This window comes from Dietzia sp. UCD-THP, assembly GCF_000349585.1.
Taxonomy (GTDB): Bacteria; Actinomycetota; Actinomycetes; order Mycobacteriales; family Mycobacteriaceae; genus Dietzia; species Dietzia natronolimnaea_A.
Genome location: NZ_KB714653.1, coordinates 24,705 through 44,036 on the forward strand (window position 1 = coordinate 24,705; position 19,332 = coordinate 44,036).

The following is a 19,332-nucleotide window of genomic DNA, read 5'->3' on the forward strand; positions in this document are numbered from 1 at the left end:
CGTGACGGCGAGCGACGGGAGTCCCCTCGGGCTTCACCCGTACCCGGGGATGGACCGTGACCGTCGCCTGGCCGTCATCACCGGCTTCCTCGGCGCGTTCCTGGCCATCCTCGCCGGCTTCCTGCCCGTCCACCAGGAGACCACCGAGGTGCGCTGGACCGCCGGGCCCGACTACGCCTCCGTCACCGCACCCCTGGTCTCCGGGAGGCCGCTGGACCTGACCATCACCGCCCCCTGCGGCCCGCTGGCCGAGGTCCCCGACGACACGATCGTGTTCTCGACCCTGCCCGACGGCGCACCGGGCCGGATCTCCGACGGTCTGGTGGTGCAACGTTCCACGGACGCCGCGGGCGAGCCGGCGATCGAAGTGGCGGTGAGGAACACGCCACTGCTCTCGGTCCCGCTGTCCGCCCTCCGCGACCCGGACTGCGAATCCCTGCGTGTCAGGGCCGAGGTCGGGATCCTGGTCGCGGAGCTCTCCGGACTGTCCGACGACGACGGTGCGGACGGGGAGGACCCCGTCCGCGCCGCCGTCCCGGGGACCATGCGCCCGCAGGTCACGGGGATCTTCACGGACCTGACGCCCACCACGGCCCCGGAGGGGCTGGGCTCGTCGACCGTGGAGATCACCGTCGACTCGCGGTACTCGTCCAGCCCCACCGCGCTCAAGCTGACGATGATGGCGCTGGGCGTCCTGGCCACCCTCGCCTCGGTGGTGTTCCTGCACCGCCTCGACGGGATCGACGGACGGTCCGGCCGCCGGGTCGTCCCCCGGTCGTGGACCCGGTTGTCGGCCGTCGACGGCGTGGTGGTCGGCATCCTGGGGTTCTGGCATCTCGTGGGGGCCAACACCTCCGACGACGGCTATCTGCTCACCATGGCCCGGTCGGCGGGACCCAGCGGGTACATGGCCAACTACTACCGCTGGCTCGGCTCCCCCGAGTCCCCCGTGGGCTGGTACTACGAGATCCTGCGGCTGTTCGCCGAGGTGTCCACCGCGAGCCCGTGGATGCGCCTGCCCACCCTGGCGTGCGGCATCCTGGCGTGGCTGATCATCAGCCGGGAGGTGGTCCCGCGCCTGGGCCGGCTCGCCCGCACCTGGCACCGGCCGCGCTGGACGGGCGCCGCGCTCTTCCTGGCCTTCTGGATGGCGTTCAACAACGGACTGCGGCCCGAGCCCGTGATCGCGCTGGGCGCGCTGCTCACCTGGTCGCTCGTGGAGCGGTCCATCGCCACGCGCAGGCTCGTCCCGGGGGTCGCGGCGATCGGGGTGGCCGCGTTCTCCCTCGGCGCCGGGCCGACCGGGCTCATGTGTGTGGCCGCCCTGGCCGCGGGCGCACGCGAGTTCGTCCGCATGGTCCGCCGCCGCGCCCTGGTGGTCGGCTGGGCCCCCATCCTCGGTCCGGTGCTCGCGGTGGGACTGGTCCTGCTCTACACGGTGTTCGCCGACCAGACCCTCGCCGCCGTCCTCGAGGCCACCCGCATCCGCACCGAGCTCGGCCCGAGCCTTCCCTGGTACGGGGAGAAGGACCGCTGGGAGGCGTTGTTCGGGGTGTCCGCCGACGGCGGTGTGGCCCGGCGCTTCCCCGTCCTGCTCATGCTGATGTGCCTCGCGCTCGTCACGGCCGTGATGCTGCGCCGGGGCAGGATCCCCGGGGCCGCCGCCGGACCGTCCCGCCGGCTCATCGGCGTGATCGCCGGCTCACTGCTGTTCCTGGTGTTCACCCCCACCAAGTGGACCCACCACTTCGGCGTGTTCGCCGGACTCGCCGGGGCACTGGCCGTGCTGGCGGTGATCGCCCTGCGGTCCTCGACAGTCTCACTGCGCCGCAGTCGGTGGCTCGTCGGGGCGGCACTGTGCCTCGTCGTGGGCCTGTCCACGGCCACCAACAACACCTGGTGGTACGTCTCCGACTACGGCATCCCGTTCTCAGACACCTTCCCCGACGTGCTGGGGGTCCAGGTCCAGTACGTCGCGTTCATCGGTGGCCTGGTGTGCCTGCTCGTGGCCGGGCTCATCCACGCCGGGATCCTGCCCGACTCGCCCGACGGGACGCTCGCCCGCCGCTTCACCCGGGCCCTGCCCTTCCGCCGGTCGGGTCCGGACACCCCCGCCGCCCGGACCCGCGATCGACGCCGCGTCGGGGCCGGACGAGGCCCCGGCATCGACGGCGCCCCGTTGACGATCGTGGCGTTCTCCGTCGTGATCTTCGAGCTCGTCTCCGCCGTGACCGCCGTGTTCGTCCAGACCCCGGCCTACACGGTCGGACGCGCCAACCTGCGCGCCCTGAGCGGGGAGCCGTGTTCGCTCGCCGACTCGGTCCTGGTGGAGGAGGACTCCAACGACGGACTCCTCCGCGCCGTCGGCGCCGGGCCGGAGATCTCCCTCGGTGCCGGGGTGGTCAACGGGTTCGCCCCCAACGGCCTGCCCGATACGATCACCGTCGACAGCGCGGAGGCCTCCGGGTCGTTGGCCCTGTCCGACTCGGGCGAAAGAGAACCGGGGGACGGTGTCGACGCCGGCACCACCGGCGGCCGCGGCGAGGTCACCGTCAACGGCTCGACCGTCGCGCTGCCCTTCGGCCTGGACCCCGACACCACACCGGTCCTGGGTTCCTACCGCCGTGGCCCCCAGGTCGCCGCCGAGCTCACCTCCGCCTGGTATGAGCTGCCCGCCCGCCGACCCAACAGCCCGCTGCTGGTCATGGCCGTCGCCGGTCGCATCGGCAACGGCGACCTGACCATCGAGTACGGCCGGCCGGGACGGGTCGGTGCGGCGGGCCCCACCGACTTCGAGGTCATGGGCTCGACGACCCCCGTCGACATCGGTCCCGCCCCGGCGTGGCGCAACCTCCGGATCCCCCTCGAATCGATCCCCGCCGACGCCGAGGTCGTCCGCGTGGTGGCGACCGACGGCAACCTGGACCCCGACTGGTGGCTCGCCGTGACCCCGCCGCGGAACCCGCGCCTGCGCACTCTCGACGAGGTCGTGGGGCATACCGACCCGGTGCTCGTCGACTGGGTGGTGGCGCTGGCCTTCCCGTGTCAACGCCCGTTCGTCCACAACGGCGGGGTCGCCGAGATCCCCCGCTACCGGATCCTCGCCGACCGCGAGTCCTCGGCCGCGGCGAACTGGTGGCAGAGCGCCGGCGGCGGCGGCCCGCTGTTGTGGACCACGCAGACGGTCGAGGCCGTCACCGTGCCCACCTACCTCGACCACGACTGGTCGAGGGACTGGGGTTCGCTCCAACGGTTCGAACCCCTCGACCCCGGGGCGACGCCCGCGGACCTCGTTCGCAGCAGTTCCATCCAGTGGGGCTGGACCACGCCGGGTCCCATGAGGTGACCGTCGCCTAGAATCGGACGTCGTGTCAGACTCCCCCGCAGCTTCCGGCCCGGTCGCCGCCGACGCCCGTGTCGCGAGGCTCCGCCTCATCGCCATCGTCAGCGGACTCCTGGGCACCCTATGCTTCCTGTCCCTGCCGTTCCTCCCGGTCAGCCAGACCACCTCGAGCGTGCAGTGGCCACAGAACGGATCGGTCGACTCGGTGACCGCGCCGCTGATGGCGCATTCGCCTCAGCGGTTCACCGCGACCGTCCCCTGCGCCCTGGTCGCGGACCTTCCCGCCGACGGCGGGATCCTGCTGTCCACCGCCCCGGCGGGTGGCGAGGAGGCCGGCGACCGGGCCCTGTTCGTCCGGGCCTCCGCGGACACCGTCGACGTGGTCTCCCGCAACCGGGTCATCGTCTCCGCACCGCGTGACCAGGTCGCCGGTGGCGGGTGCGGCCAGCTGAGCGTGGTGGCGACTCCGACCTACGTCGAGGCGTCGTTCGAGGGTATCGACGACCCCGCCGCGACCCGCCGGGTCGACGCCGACGACCTGCGCCCGATGGTCGTGGGCATCTACACCGACCTGCCCTCCGACACCGCCGTCCCGGCCGGCCTCGAGGTGGCCGTCGAGGTCGATTCGCGCTTCACCACCGACCCGACCACCCTCAAGTGGGCGGCCATCGTGATCGGGTTGATCGCCACCGCCATCGCCCTGTGGGCCCTGCACGGACTCGACCAGACCGACGGTCGCCGCTCCCGCCGCTTCCTGCCCCGCGGGTGGTTCAGGATCCGGCTCCCTGACGTGGCCGTGATCGGCACGCTCGGTGTGTGGCATTTCGTCGGCGGCAACACCTCCGACGACGGGTACATCATGTCGATGGCCCGGGCCGCGGACCCCGCCGGCTACATGGCCAACTACTACCGCTGGTACGGAGTCCCGGAATCGCCGTTCGGCTCCCCCTACTACGACCTGCTCACGATGCTCGCCCACGTGTCCACCGCCAGCCCGTGGATGCGGCTGCCGGCGCTGATCGCGGCGATCCTGTGCTGGCTCGTCATCAGCCGCGAGGTCCTGCCGCGGCTCGGCCGCGCCGCGCGGACCACCCCGGTGGTGGTGTGGAGCGCCGCCGCCGTGTTCCTCGCCTTCTGGATGGCCTTCAACAACGGCCTGCGGCCCGAGCCCGTCATCGCCCTCGGTGCGCTGCTCACCTGGACGTCGGTCGAACGCGCCATCGCGACCCGGCGCATGTTGCCGTACGCGGTCGCGGTGATCCTCGCCTCGTTCTCCCTGGCCACCGGCCCCACCGGACTGATGGCGGTCGCCGCGCTGCTCATGGGCCTGCGCCCCGTCCTGCGCACCGTCGTGGTGCGCGGACGCGAGGTCGGCTCGCGCCTGGCGCTCGTGGCCCCGGTGCTCGCCGCGGGGACCATGGTGCTCATCAGCGTCTTCGGCATCCAGTCGCTGGCCGCGGTGCTCGAGGCGATCCGGGTACGGGGCGAGATCGGCCCCAACCTCAACTGGTTCGAGGAATTCGTCCGCTACTACTACCTGATGATCCCGACGGTCGACGGTTCGCTCTCCCGTCGACTCCCGGTCCTGCTGGTCCTGCTGTGCCTCGTCATGGTGATCGGGACCCTGCTGCGCCGCGGCAAGATCCCTGGCGCGGCCTCGGGTCCCGTCTGGCGCCTGGTCGGCGTGGTCGTGGGCACCGCGTTCTTCATGATGTTCTCCCCCACCAAGTGGACCCACCACTTCGGTGTGTACGCGGGGATCGGTGCGGCGATCGCGGCGCTCGGCGCCATGGCCATCTCCGCGTCCGCGGTCCGCACCGCCCGCAACAGAACTGTGTTCCTGGGGATCACCCTGGTGGTGCTCGCCCTGGCCTTCGCCGGCCCCAACGGCTGGTGGTACGTCTCGAGCTACGGCATCCCCTGGTGGGACAAGGCCCCCAGCATCCGGGGCATCGACGCGGCCACCGTCCTGCTGGGCCTGGCCGTGCTGACCTTCGCCTACGCCGGCTGGCAGCACCTCCGCCAGGACTACACCGGCACGCAGGCGCCCGAGACCCGGGAGGGCCGCCGGCGGATGCGGACGATCGCGGCCGCACCCATCGCGGTGGTCGCGGGGCTGCTCGTCGTCTTCTCCATCGCCTCCTTCGCCAAGGGGGTCCACAAGCAGTACCCGGCGTACACGATCGCGGCGGGCAACTTCTCCGCGCTCGCCGGCAATCCGTGCATGCTCGCCGACCGCGTCCTGGTGGAACCCGATGCCAACAACGGCATGCTCACCCCGCTCGACGCGACACCCGGACCGGACGGTGCGATCGACCCCGCGGACCGCGCCGCGGCCATCGAGGCCGGGGGCAACTCCGGGTTCACGCCGGACGGCGTCGCACCCGACCTGTCGGCGGACGCGGTGGTGGCCGATCCCGGTGCCGCCAACACCACACAGGAGCCGGGCGGGGGCCCCACCGTGAGCACCGGGGAGAGCGCGGGTACCGCCGGCGGCCAGGGCGCCGAGGGCGTCAACCAGTCGACCGTGGCCCTTCCCTTCGGGCTCGACCCGGCCACCACACCGGTGCTCGGGTCCTACCTGGTGGGCCCGCAGCGGGAGGCGAGTCTCGAGACCGGCTGGTACCGGCTGCCGGAGAACCGCGAGACGCATCCGCTCCTGGTGATCTCGGCCGCCGGACGGATCGGACGTTACGACGCCGACGGCCTGTACCGGTACGGGCAGGAGGTCATCGTCGAGTTCGGCCGCAGCACCGAGGGCGGCGCGGACGTGGTGGGCGAGCCCGTCGTGCCGTTCGACATCGGCCCCGCCCCCACCTGGCGGAATCTGCGGGTGGACATGCAGGACGTGCCGGCCGAGGCCGACGTCATGCGGATCCTGGTCGACGACGACGACCTGACCCCCGACCAGTGGGCGGCCATCACCCCGCCGCGGGCGCCGGAGCTCGTCACGGTCCAGGAGCTGGTCGGTTCGGAGTCGCCCGTCATGCTGGACTGGGCGGTGAGCCTGCAGTTCCCGTGCCAGCGCCCGTTCTCGCACTACGCGGGGGTCGCCGAGCTGCCGGAGTACCGGATCCTCCCGGACCGGCCGCTGGCGGTCGCCGCCACCACCACGTGGCAGTCGTACGAGTCCGGTGGCCCGCTCGGGTGGATCGAGGTCGCGCAGCGCGCCCGCACGATCCCCTCGTACCTGCGCCACGACTGGAATCGGGACTGGGGCTCCATCGAGGCGTACACCCCGCTGGGGACATACCAGGAGGACGCGCCCGCGCCGGCCGAGGTGACCACCGGGACCGAGACCCGCTGGGGCTGGTGGCGGCCCGAGGGTCCGATCCTCGTGACCGACCCGGAATAGGGTCCTCTGGTCCGCAGCGAACCGCGGCCCCGCCCATCGAGGGCGGGGCCGCGGTCGTCTACACGGCCTCGCCGCTCGGCCTCGCCGCTCGTCCTCGCAGGCCTCTGACCACTCGCGCGGGCGGAATGGTCCAGACCGGCCGCGCACCCGGCGTGAAAGCGGGCAAAGAGGACGCATAAGCCGAGGAGCGGCGCGGCGCGAGGCGGGGCGGGGCGGGGAGGGTAGGAGCGGCGCGGGGCGGGGCGGGGTGGCTCCGGCTAGCCGGCGGGGGCGCTACAGCGGGGCGATGGGGTGCTTGCGCGGGGGCTCGTTGCGGACCTTGTCGCGCAGCTGGGCCAACGCGCCGCGCAGGACCAGGCGGGTCTGCGACGGTTCGATCACCGCGTCGATGTACCCGCGCTCGGCGGCCGAGTACGGGGTCGCGATGAACTCGTTGTACATGTCGATCAGCTGCTTGCGGAGCTTGGGACCCTCTTCCGGTCCGGCCTCCTCGATCTGCCGGCGCTGCAGCAGGTCCACCGCGCCCTCGGCACCCATCACCGCGATGCGTGCAGTGGGCCAGGCGAAGTTGAGGTCGCCGCCGAGGTTCTTGGACCCCATCACGGCGTAGGCGCCGCCGTAGGCCTTGCGGACGACGAAGGTCACCTTGGGCACGGAGCTCGCGGCGACCGCGTAGCCCATCTTGGCCCCGCGGTGGATGATGCCGAGCTTCTCCTGCTGAACACCCGGCAGGTACCCGGGGGTATCGACGACGTAGACGATCGGGATCGAGTAGGCGTCGCACAGCAGCATGAACCGCGTGGCCTTCTCCGAGGCGTCGATGTCCAGGGACCCCGACAGGTGCAGCGGCTGGTTGGCCACGACGCCGACCGACTCGCCGTCGACCCGGGCGAATCCGGTGATGATGTTGGGGGCGAACTGGCCCGAGGTCTCGACGAACTCGCCGTCGTCGAACATCCGGATGAGCACGTCGTGCATGTCGTACGCCGCGTTGTCCGAGTCCGGGATGATCGAGTCGAGCTCCAGGTCGGACACGGTGGGTTCCGGCTCGAGACCGGGGTTGATCCGCGGTGCCTTCTCGGCCGCCGAGGAGGGCATGAAGCTGAGCAGGTTCCGGACGTACATGAAGGCGTCGTGCTCGCTCACCGCCACGTGGTTGACGTTGCCGTTCTTGGCCTGCTGGAGGGCGGAGCCGAGGTCCTCCATGGAGATGTCCTCGCCGGTGACCTGCTTGATCACGTCCGGTCCGGTGACGAACATGTACGCCTGGTCCTTGACCGCCACCACGAAGTCGGTGGTCACGGGCGCGTAGACGGCGCCGCCGGCGCACTTGCCCAGCATGATCGAGATCTGCGGGATGAACCCCGATGCCGGGTACTGGCGCTTGGAGATCTCCGAGTAGTACGCCAGCGAGGTGACGGCGTCCTGGACGCGGGCCCCACCGGAGTCGTTGATCCCGATGATGGGACACCCCACCTTGAGGGCGAAGTCCATGATCGCGCAGACCTTCTTGCCGAAGCCCTCGCCCACCGACCCGCCGAACACCGTGTTGTCGTGCGCGTACACGACCACGGGGCGGCCGTCGATGGTGCCGCGACCGGTCACCACTCCGTCCCCGAACGGGTTGTCCGGGTTCCCGGGAGCCTTGGCCAGCTGGCCCATCTCCACGAAGCTGCCCTGGTCGAGCAGCTCCGCGATGCGCTCCCGCGGCGGCGTGTGGCCCGCGGCGTCGCGGCGTGCCCTGGCCCGCTCGCTACCCGGGTCCCGGGCCTGCTCGGTCTTGACCCGCAGTTCTGCGAGCTTCTCCGCGGTGGTCCTAGCCGTCACGCGTCCGATCCCTTCAGTACTCCCGCGTCGATCTCCGAGAGCCGACGCGCCAGATGCTTACCGACCGTACCGACCACGGGTTCGTCTACCACCGCGAGGTGGTCACCCTTGAGCTGGACCACCTCGAGATCGCTGACGATCCTGCCCCAGCCGCCGTCCGTGTCGACGTGGGCGTAACGGGGCTCGAGCTCGATCGCACCCTCGTGCATCCGCTCGGCGCGGTAGAGCACGAAGGGCACCTCCGCGCCGACCCCGGACCACGTGGACAGGTCCGCGCTCTGGAGGATGCGGTTGTCGACGAAGCTCGCCCGCTGGTGTTCGATGACGCCGCCGCCCATGGCGTTCGCCTCCGCCCCCAGGCCCTCGAGAAGCATCCCCAGCACCCCGTCCTCACCGTGCTCGGCGAGGAACTCCCGGGGCACATCCACGTCCAACCCGTAGGTCCGCTTGGCGAACTCGGAGTAGCGCTTCCAGCGGGCCTCCGCCTCGTCGAGGGTGTTCGGGACCGGCTCGGACGGCTGCACGGTGTCCAGGAGGGCCACGAGCGCCACGACGTCGTCGGCGGCCCGCAACTGACGCGCGACCTCGACCGCCAGGGCGCCACCGAAGGACCAGCCGCCGAGCGCGACGGGCCGCCCCGAGGCGATCTCCCGGATCCTGTCGAGGTACCCGGCGGCCCGCTCCTCCAGCGGCCCCTCGGTGCGCTCGACGCCGTAGACCGGGGTGTCGCCGTCGAGGCGATCGACCAGCGGCTCGTACACGAACGACGACCCGCCGGCCGCGTGGAACAGGAACAGGGGGGTGCTGTCGGCGGAGCCCTCACGCAGGACGCGGATGTTGCCCTCGACCGCCACCTCGGTGAACGGACGCAGCAGGTCGGCGACTTCCGCGATCGTCGTGGCCCCGGCCAGCTGCTCGGCGGTGATCTCGCCGCCACAGCGTGTCGACAGCCGCTCGGCCAGCGCGGTCCGCGTGGCCTCGTCGATCGCGGGCAGAGTCCCGGTCACGCCGGGCGCCGCCGCGCCGGTGACCACGGCCCACGCGCCGAAGGCCATCCGCTCGGTGTCGTCACGTGGCGCGATGGCGATCTCGCCGGCGCCCCCCTCTGCCGCGGCGCCACCACCGGCGGGCGCCTCCCCCTTGAGGGCGGCGAGGTCGACCACGCCCTCACCGCGGGCCTGCTGGTCCGCGAGCTCGCCGACCTTGTCCGGGTTCTCCACGGCGAAGGTCACCATCTGCACGACGTCGTTCATCGAGGCGTCCCGCATCGCCTGCAGCTCCAGCGGCGGGATGGAGAACTCGTGCTCGACACGGTTCTTGATCCGCACGGCCATCAGCGAATCCAGGCCCAGGTCGAGCAGGGGCAGTTCGCGCGGCAGGTCGTCGGGGCTGTAGCCCATCGCCGACCCGACGATCCGGGCCAGGCGGTCGCCGATCGACTCGCCCGAGTCCGGGCTCCAGCGGGTGTCCGCCTCGTCGTCGTCGTCGCTGTCCACCACCGGCGCGTCCGACTCGGCCGACACGTAGTGCGGCCCCGGCTGCTCCTCGGGGTCAATCGGCGTCCCACCGCTCACCGCGCACTCGGCGACGAGAGTGAAGGCCTGCCCGGCGCCGTCGCCCGTGTGCGCGTGCACCTGCAACGACGCACCTCCGGGGTGCGGGGTCATGGTGGTGGTGACCGCGCCCGCCACCGGGAGGACCCCGGGGCGGTCGACGGCGGTCAGGACTGCTCCGTCGAGGACGGACGCGGCCGCCGCCGACATCAACGCGTCGACGCTCGGCACGACCTCGGCGCGGACCTGCCACGCGTGACGGCCGTCGGGCAGCGCGACGTGGGAGCCCGGCATCCGGCCCTCGCCCGACCCGCCGCCGGCGGTGACCGTCGGCCACAGCGTCCGGCGCTTCCACGCCGTGCTCGGCACCGCGGCGTAGCGCCCGGGGCCGGTGACGTAGCCGTGCAGCATCTCCACGACCTGGTCCATGTTGACCTCGTGGCCGTGGACGTACAGCTGCGCGATCGCGTGGAGCAGGGTGTCGGCCTCCGACTCCTTGCGCTTGAGCGTGTGGAGCAGGTTGGGCTCCATGAGTCCGGCGTCGAAGCACGTCGCGGCCACGGACATCGCGGCGACCGGGTTGGGCGCGAACTCCAGGAAGGTGACGTACCCGGCCTCGACGGCCTTGCGCACGGCGTGGGTGAACCACACCGAGTGCCGCATGCCCTTGACCCAGTACTCCTCGGCGTGGATCGGCTCGTGGCCGGCCCGGTAGAAGGTCTCCTTGTCCACGGAGGAGAACAGGCCGGAGGTGAGCGCGCGCGGTTCCAGGCCCGCGATCTCGGCGGCCAGCTCACCCAGCAGCATGTCGACGTCCGAGGTGTGCCCGGCGCCGCGGACCTGGAGCTGGCGGGCGAACTTGCCCTGCTCCTCGACCCAGGCCACGAACTCGGCGACGGGCTTGGCACGGCCCCCGACCGTGGTGTGGGTGGGGGCGGCGTAGACCGCGGGCTCGATCGAGGCGAACTGCGGATGGTCGGCGATGATCTGCGCGATCTCCTCGGCCGAGTACTCGACCAGCGCCATGGCGCCGGCGTCCTCGTCCGAGACCTGCTGCTCGGCGTCGCCCATGAGGCGCGAGCGCACACAGATCACGCGTACCGCGTCCTCCAGGCTGAGCCCGCCCGCCGCGTAGGCGGCGGCGACCTCACCCATCGAATGGCCGATCACGGCCTCGGGCTTGGCGCCGAGAGCCTTGAGAGTGTCGACCAACGCGACCTGGACGGCGAAGATTCCGACCTGGGCGTTCTCCAACTCGTAGGTGACCGAGTCGTCGAGGAACATCTCGGCCATCCGGTACCCGGCCTCGAAGTCGATGAGGTCGTCCACCGCGTCCAGGCACGAGGCGAACAGCGGGTTGGACAGGTACAGCTCCTTGGCCATCTTGCGGTGCTGTGCACCGAAGCCCGAGAACACCCAGACGTCGCCGGTGCCCGCGGGGGCGTCCGCGCTGAAGACTCCGGGGCCGGGGTCTCCGGCCGCCAGGGCGCGGAGGCCCGCCACGAGTTCGGTGCGCGTGTGGCCCACGACGGCGCCGCGGGAGCGGCCGTGGTTGCGGGTGGCCAGGGTGCGTGCGACGGCGCCGAGGTCCACGGAGTCGTCCTGCGCCTCGAGCCAGTCGGCGATCTGACCGGCGGTGGCCTTGCGGCGTGACGGCAACGAGCCGGACACCACGAGGACGGTGGCGGCCGCGCCCGGGGCGGACGTGCCCGTCGTGGCCAGGGCCTCGGCGTTGCGGGCGACCGCCTCGGTGACGCTGCGGGCCACGTCGTCCCGGGCGTCGGGTTCCCGGGGGCCGCCGTCGTGTGCGCTGTCGTCCTGCTCGATCACCGGCGTCCGCGCGCCCCCGACCGGCGCAGGCTGGTACTCGGCCACCACGACGTGGGCGTTGGTGCCACCGAACCCGAATCCGGAGACCCCTGCCAGCGCCCGGCCGCTGTAGCGCGGCCAGGGCCGGTTCTCCGTGACGACGCTCAGCCGGGCGGCGTCGAAGTCGATGTACGGGTTGGGCCCGGCGAAGTTGAGGGTGGGCGGCAGCGAGTCGTGACCCATTCCGAGGATGATCTTGGCCAGACCCGCGGCACCGGCGGCCGACTCCATGTGACCGAAGTTGGTCTTGGCCGAGCCCAGCAGGGTCGGACGGTCGGCGGCGCGACCGCGGCCGAGCACCTGTCCGATCGCGGTGGCCTCGATGGGGTCACCGAGGATCGTGCCCGTGCCGTGGGCCTCGATGTAGTCGACGTCCCTGGGGTCCACCCCGGCGTCGGCGTACGCCTGGCGCAGCACCGCCACCTGGGCGTCCGGGTTAGGGGCGGTCATCCCGTTGGAGCGACCGTCGGAGTTCACCGCGGAGCCCTTGATGACGGCGAGGACCACGTCCCCGTCCCGTTCCGCCTCGGACAGGCGCTTCAGGACGAACAGTCCCCCGCCCTCCGCGCGGCAGATGCCGTTGGCGTCGGAGGAGAAGGCCTTGATGCGCCCGTCGGGGCTGAGCGCGGCCCCGGTCTTGGCGAACCCCATGGTGGCGGCGGGCGCCAGCATCATGTTGACGCCACCGGCCACAGCCAGGTCGGACTCGTGCAGGCGCAGGGAGTTGACGGCCTCGTGGATCGCCACGAGCGAGGTGGAGCACGCGGTGTCGAGCGTCATCGACGGGCCCCGGAAGTCGAACGTGTACGACACCCGGTTGGAGATGATCGAGTTGGAGGCGCCGGTGACCGCGTACGGGGAGGCGGCGGCGGAGTCGGAGGTGAGGAACACCTGGTAGTCGCTGGACGACGAGCCGATGAACACGCCGACCTCGTGGCCCTTGAGATCGCTCGCGGGCAGGTGCGCGTGCTCCAGGGCCTCCCAGGTGAGCTCGAGCGCCAGCCGCTGCTGCGGGTCCACCATCTCCGCCTCGCGGGGGCTCATCCCGAAGAACTCCGCGTCGAAGTCGCGCACCTCGGCGTCGTCGAGCCACCCGCCCCGGTCCGGGGCCTCGGCCAGGACCTGCTGCACGTAGGCGTCACCCGCCCACTCGGACCAGCGGGTCGCCGGGCGCGGGCTCGTCGCGTCCCGGCCCTCGGACAGCAGTTCCCAGGTGGCCTCGGGCGAGTCCGCGCCACCCGGGAACCGGGTGGCGAACCCGATGACGGCGACGTCGAACTCCATGCCCGCACCTCGGTGACGGAAGGTGTGCAGATCGGCCGGCTCCTCGATCTCGGCCGGACCGTTGACGACGTACTCGGCGAGGGAGGCGATGGTGGGGTGCTGGTACGCCACCGTGGCGTCCAGTGGTCGTCCGAGGAGGTCCTCGAGATCCGCCGAGAGGGTCACCGCGTCGCGGGAGGACAGTCCGAACTCCTCGAGAGAACGGTCGTCGGTCACCTTGGCACCGTCCAGACCGGTGGCCCGTGAGACCCACCCCCGTAACCAGTCGCGGAGCTCTACTACCGTCATCTCGCTCTGTGCCATCGTGGGGATCGCCTTTCGATCGGGTCTCGTCCGGTGTGCTCGCCCGTCGCCGCCGCGCACGTGTGGTGCCGTGAACCGGTCCGGGAACTACCCCGTCGGCTCGTCGGGGAACGCCGTCTGCTGGTGGCCTCCCCGCAGTGTCCCGTCGACGTAGGCGGCCTTGCAGGCGCGGCGGGCGATCTTGCCGCTCGAGGTACGGGGGATGGACCCGGCGGGGACCAGGATCACGTCCTGGGCCGTGACACCGTGCCTCGCCGAGATCGCAGAACGGACCGCGTCCGCGATGGGTCCGGGATCCGCCTTGCCCGCGCCGGGGGCGCGCTCCCCGACCACGACCAGGGTCTCCGAGGAGTCATCGGCGGGGATGACGGCACCGTTACGGGCCTCGATCGGGAGCTGGTTGGCGGGCACGGAGAACGCGGCCACGAAACCGGGACGCAGCGAGGAGGAGGCGTCCTGCGCGGTGTTCTCGAGATCCTGCGGGTAGTGGTTGCGCCCCGCGACGATCACGAGGTCCTTGACCCGCCCGGTGATGTACAGCTGACCGTCCACGTAGGCGCCGAAGTCACCCGTACGGAGCCATCGAGCGTCGGAGGGGACGGTGCCGAACTCGCGCACGGTCTTCGAGTTCTCCGCCAGGCGCTCGGTGAGCTTGTTGCCGAAGGTGGCCTCGGACTCCTCCGGCCGGCCCCAGTAGGCCTGCCCCACGTTCGTGCCGTGCAGCCAGATCTCACCGACCCGCCCCTCGGGGAGCTCACGGCCGGTTCCGTCGTGCTCGCCCGTCGCCCCGTCGATTCCCGGGTCGACGATGACCGCCCACTGGCTGGGCGCCACGTACCCGCACGCCACCTGCGGGATGGCGTCCTCGTTCCCCTCGACCGAGTCGGGGTCCAGGACGGTCATGACCCCCTTGTTGAGGTCTTCCCGGTCCACGTGGATGACGATCGCCTCGTCGTCTTTACGGGGCGAGGAGACGAAGAGCGTCGCCTCCGCCATGCCGTAGGAGGGCTTGATGGCGGTCGGTGCCAGCCCGTACGGGGCGAACGCCTCGTTGAACGCGCGCATCGAGGCGGGGGTGACCGGCTCGGATCCGTTGATGATGCTGGTGACGCCGGTCAGGTCGAGCGACTCGCCCTCCCGGGGAAGGCCACGGCGGGCGGCGTGCTCGAACGCGAAGTTGGGTGCCGCGGCGAACACGCCGTCGCCGTCGGACATCGCTCCGAGCTGGGTGACCCAGCGTCCGGGCCGCTGCACGAAGGCCCGGGGGCTCATGACGGTGATGGTGGCACCACCCATCGCGGGCAGGATCACGGTGAGCAGGCCCATGTCATGGAACAGCGGGAGCCAGGTGACGCCGCGGGAGGCGCGGGTCAGGCCCAGCCCGTCGAAGAGCTGCATGACGTTGGTGACGACGTTGCGATGGGTGATCTCGACGCCCGCGGGGACACGGGTCGATCCCGAGGTGTACTGCAGGTAGGCGATGTCGTCCGCCCCGAGGTCGGGCCGAGACCAGCCCGAGCCGAGCTCGGCCGGGATCGCGTCGACGGCGACCGTGCGGGGGCGCTCACGGGCGGGCAGGTCACGGAAGAGCGTGCGGACGCCGGCCGCCGACTCGGTCGACGTGAGGATGACGGACGGCGCGCAGTCCCCGAGGACCGCGTGGAGGCGGTCATGGTGACCGGGTTCGTCGGGATCGAACAGCGGGACGGCGGTGAGGCCGGCGTGGATGGCGGCGAAGAAGGAGACGATGTAGTCGAGACCCTGTGGGGCGAGGATGGCCACCCGGTCGCCCCGCGAGGCCACCTGCTGCAGTCGTGCGGCGATCGCGTAGAGCCGGTCACCGAAGTCCGACCACGACAGTTCGGAGACCTCACCCTGCCTCGACGACGAGTAGTCGATGTACCGGTAGATCAGGCCGTCCGCCGCGGGGTCCCGGCGCGCTGCGGAGACGTTGGCTTCGACGAAGTCGACCAGGGTGGTGCGATCAGGGATGACGATCGCCCCGCTGGCGTCGTGGTACTGCTCGAACTCCACGTTGCTCCGTTCCGAACCGATGACTGGATGGTCGACGTCGCCGACCTCGGACATACCGGGCGACAAGCTTGGTCGATCTTACAGCGTGCCCTCGCGCACATCCGAACTCCGAATCCCCGACCCGGGCAGGCGTGTCGCGCCCATGCACGGTACTCGGTCGGACCGTCAGTCGTGGGCGATCTCCGGTGCTGAGTCGACGAGCTCGCGCACGTGTCCGATGGTCCACTCCGGGACCGTCGTCCCCATGACCACGTCCGGGTTGGTCGCGTACATGGCGTGGATGGCGTTGTTGGCGACGAACTCCTGGAACCGGGCCGCGCCGTCCACCACGTTGAGCGGGGCGTTGCAGATGAGGTCCCGCGAATCGCAGATCTGGGCGGTCCGGTCGGCGAGTTCCCCGAAGCCACCGGGCCGGGGGCCCGTCATGGTGGCGCCGGCGATGAGCTGGGTGAAACCCGTGACCGGCTGGAGCGAGATCTCCATACCCTGACCCGTCCCCGGCGACAGTCCCGGTGACTGGCCCTCGCCGGGCAGCCTCCGCCCGTCGGCGATGAGCACCGATCCCCGGACCAGGTCGGCCGGCACGGGTCCGTTGCCGGTGCCGATCTCGCTGGTGAGATCGCCGGCGATCACGGCGCCCTGCGAGAAGCCGAGCAGGATGTAGGAGGTGTACGGGCAACGGTCGTGCGTCGCGACCAGCTCGGCGCGCGCACGATCCGTGCCCTCGGCCCGGCTCTGGTCGTAGGTGATCTCGTCCGGGCGCTGCGGGTTCCGGAACTGCGCCACGTAAGGGACCGTGAAGACCTCCAGGCGTTCGGTGGGGTACTGCTCCGACAGCGGATCGGTGATCGTCCTGAGCAGGGCGTTGGGCAGGAAGGACGGCGCGTACGGATCGTCGGTGGGACTACTCTCCCAGGTCCCCGGCACGGCGATCATCTGCACGTCGGGGCAGTCCGCGGGCTGGGTCAGTTCCGGCTCAGCCGGGCCGGGCAGCGGGCCCTCCGGTCCGGTCGGCAACCCACGGTCCCCGAGCCACCAGCCGATCCCCAACACCAGCAGGACCACCAGGACGAGCGCTCCGAGCGAGCACCCGAGCCGGCGGCCGCCTCCACGACGCGATCCACGAGCCACGATTCGAACTCCTTCCCGGACGCCCGACTGGAGTCCGCGGGCGGCCGACGACACGTCCAACGCGCCACGGGGCCGACGGGTTCCACGGGCCCCCGCGGCGTGTCACGTCTCACCTCGGCGGCGTCAGGGGCAGAGCTGCCCTGCGGCGGAGTCCACGACGATCCGGGAGATCTCGTCGACCTCGCGGTCCGAGTAGCCACCCACGGAGATCTGGCCGGCCACGGCATCGGCGATCGTGGTGGTCTCGCCCGCCGCGCCTCCGGTGGTCCGGATCCGACAGATCGTGTTCCCCGCGGCCACGAGCGAGTCGGACAGCTCACCGGTCTGGATGTCCTGGGCCTCGAGCGCCGCGAGGTAGCCGCGTTCCCGCGCGCCCACGACCGGGGCCGTATAACCCGGGGCGTCCGAGACCACGGGCGCCGGCGCCTCGGTGAAACGTCCCGAGTCCTCGGTGGCCGGCACGCGGGCCTGCGAGGTGGCGGCGCCGCCCGGGGGCGGGGCCATCGTCTCGGAGTCGGGGACGCCGGAGACCGTGGAGTCGCCACCGCCACAGGCGGCCAGCATCCCACCCACCACGACGAGGGCGGCGCCGAGCGCCGTCGACCGGCCCGTCACGAGATCTCCGCCCGACCGCCGGTCACAGTGATCCGTCCGCCCTCGAACTCCATCACCTGGCCGTCGCGGGTGGTGCGCAGCGCGCTGGTGGGATAGCCGAGCCGACCGCGTTCGTAGTCGACCGTGCCCCAGGCGTCGAACACCGGCCCGCGCGGCACGGCGTGCGCACCGGTGCGCGCCGACCAGTAGATGGCCCCACCCTGGAAGCGGCTGAAGGCGCCGCCGCGGGTGGACAGGGAGATCTCATCGGTGACCGGGTACCCGAGCTCCGAATTCTCCGCGCCCGCCTCCCGGTAGGTCGTCAGGATGGCTCCCTTGACGACCCTGGGGCCCGTGGCGGAGGACCAGTAGACGGTCCCGCCCTGGAAACCCTGGACCACGCCGGGCTTGTTGGGGTTGGTGATCTCGTCGGTCGTCGGGTAACCGAGGTCGCCGCGCTCGGCGCCGCGCTCCTGCCACATCGACCTGACCGCCCCACGGATGGCGTGCGCGCCGGTGGCGGGCGACCAGTAGATGACGCCGTTCTGGAACTGGGTGAACCTGCCCCTGCCGTCGGGCGTCGTGGTCTCGCCGGAGGTGGGCAGCCCGAGCGGGCCGTCAGGGCCACCCTCGGCCTGGTAGGCGGCGCCGATGGCCCCGAGGACCGAGTGCGCGCCCGTCTGCTGCGACCAAAAGACGCGACCGAATCGGAAGTCGGTGGCCTTGCCGCCGCGGACATCGTATTCACCCGTCAGGCAGGGGCCCAGACCGGGCTGACGCTCGGCGACGCGGGCGATCTCGCCCTGTGCGGCGCACGGGGGTTCGACGTTCTCGATCCCCACCGCACCCGCGAACTGCGGCCAGGCCTGCATCATCTCGAACTGCCAGTACGGCCACGTGTGCGTGCCCGACGGGCGGAAGTTGGCCGTCACCTCGACACCGTCCGCACGGGCCTTGTTGACGAAGGTCTGGGTGGTCATCCGCGAGAGCAGCTCGAGCCCGTAACCCGGGAAGTTGGTGGGGATGTCCGGCAGGCCCGAGGGCTGGTCCCACGGTCCGGTGTTCCCGCTGCCCGCGGAGACGTAGACGCTCTGGCCGCGGAGCCTGTCGGTGTGGAGCTTGGGGTCCTGCTCCTGCCACCTGGCCGAACCGAGGGGTCCCCACATGCTCTCGGCCTGGTATCCGCCGGCGTCCTGCATGGCCACCTTGATGGCCTCGGGCATCCCGAAGCTGGTGGTGTCCAGGAATCCCGAGTAACTGGCCGCGAACTGGAAGTAGTCCGGGTAGCGCTGCGAGAGCATCATCGCGGCCGTGCCGCCCATGGACAGACCCGCGACTCCGTGCCTGTCGTTCACCCGCCAGTCGCGGGCCAGCAGCGGCGGGAGCTCCTCCATGAGGAACGTCTCCCACTGATAGGCCGAGCCGTTGGCGTCCGCCACCCAGTCGGTGTAGAAGCTCGACTCGCCGCCGACGGGGAGCACGATGATCGCGTTCTTCGCGTCGAAGAACTGGGAGATCTTCGTCTCGAGGGTCCACCCGCTGGCGTCGTTCCGCGCCCGCAGCCCGTCGAGCAGGAGGAGCGAGGGGTACGTGCGCTCCGGCTCGGCGTTCCACCGCGCCGGGAGCATGAGCTGCACCTGGATGGCCTGCTCCATGGCCGGCGACTGCACCCACAGCGCGACCCGGTTGGCCGTCTTCCACTCGACCCTGTCCAACCGGACCCCCGACGGGATGGTCGTCGGCACGCTCAGGGACGGGGAATCCACGCGGTTCTCGGCCGCCGCCCGGGCCGGACCCGCCTCGCCGGGGCCGGTCTGCGCCGGGCCACTGGTCGTCGGTGAGGTCTGGGCCGGGGAGTTCTGGGCCGGGGTCTCCTGCGCGCCCGCAGCCGGAGGGACGATGAGGCCCGAGCCCACCATTCCCAACACGAGAGGGGCCGCCAGGAGGGACGCCCACCGGGTGCGGGGGCTCGCGTGTGCGCTGGGGGTCGCCATGTGAGGTTCTCTTCCTTGCCGCGTCGTCGCCGACCGTCTCGGTGA

8 protein-coding genes are annotated in these 19,332 nt (G+C 71.6%); 2 read left to right on the forward strand and 6 right to left on the reverse strand.

The annotated features are described in order from the left end of the window. Position 1: 1 nt before the first annotated feature. Both H483_RS32235 and H483_RS32240 read left to right on the forward strand, forming a co-directional pair. Complete coding sequence (locus H483_RS32235; protein WP_052308383.1) at positions 2-3,346, forward strand: arabinosyltransferase domain-containing protein; 3,345 nt, start codon at positions 2-4, stop codon at positions 3,344-3,346. A 22-nt stretch (positions 3,347-3,368) separates the two neighbouring features. Continuing rightward, entirely contained in the window at positions 3,369-6,698 is a 3,330-nt protein-coding gene (locus tag H483_RS32240; protein ID WP_017837467.1) for an arabinosyltransferase domain-containing protein, read from the forward strand. Between the two features lie 273 nt (positions 6,699-6,971). Here H483_RS32240 and H483_RS32245 read toward each other — a convergent pair whose 3' ends face one another. The 6 genes from H483_RS32245 to H483_RS32270 form a co-directional block, all read right to left on the reverse strand. After that, positions 6,972-8,525, reverse strand: coding sequence for an acyl-CoA carboxylase subunit beta (locus H483_RS32245; RefSeq protein ID WP_017837468.1), 1,554 nt, complete (start codon positions 8,523-8,525; stop codon positions 6,972-6,974). Beyond that, positions 8,522-13,534, reverse strand: coding sequence for a polyketide synthase Pks13 (gene pks13, locus H483_RS32250; RefSeq protein ID WP_017837469.1), 5,013 nt, complete (start codon positions 13,532-13,534; stop codon positions 8,522-8,524). The genes H483_RS32245 and pks13 overlap by 4 nt, the downstream gene beginning before the upstream one ends. 87 nt (positions 13,535-13,621) lie before the next feature. Next, the gene (gene fadD32, locus H483_RS32255) at positions 13,622-15,622 is read right to left on the reverse strand and encodes a long-chain-fatty-acid--AMP ligase FadD32 (protein ID WP_017837470.1); all 2,001 of its coding nucleotides are present in this window, start codon (positions 15,620-15,622) and stop codon (positions 13,622-13,624) included. Between the two features lie 111 nt (positions 15,623-15,733). Next, positions 15,734-16,699 carry a cutinase family protein gene (locus tag H483_RS32260; protein WP_017837471.1) on the reverse strand — a complete coding sequence of 322 codons (966 nt, stop codon included), beginning with the start codon at positions 16,697-16,699 and terminating at the stop codon, positions 15,734-15,736. A gap of 123 nt (positions 16,700-16,822) precedes the next feature. After that, complete coding sequence (locus H483_RS32265) at positions 16,823-17,314, reverse strand: DUF732 domain-containing protein (RefSeq protein ID WP_017837472.1); 492 nt, start codon at positions 17,312-17,314, stop codon at positions 16,823-16,825. Then, the gene (locus H483_RS32270; RefSeq protein ID WP_017837473.1) at positions 17,311-19,287 is read right to left on the reverse strand and encodes an alpha/beta hydrolase-fold protein; all 1,977 of its coding nucleotides are present in this window, start codon (positions 19,285-19,287) and stop codon (positions 17,311-17,313) included. The genes H483_RS32265 and H483_RS32270 overlap by 4 nt, the downstream gene beginning before the upstream one ends. Positions 19,288-19,332: the final 45 nt, after the last annotated feature.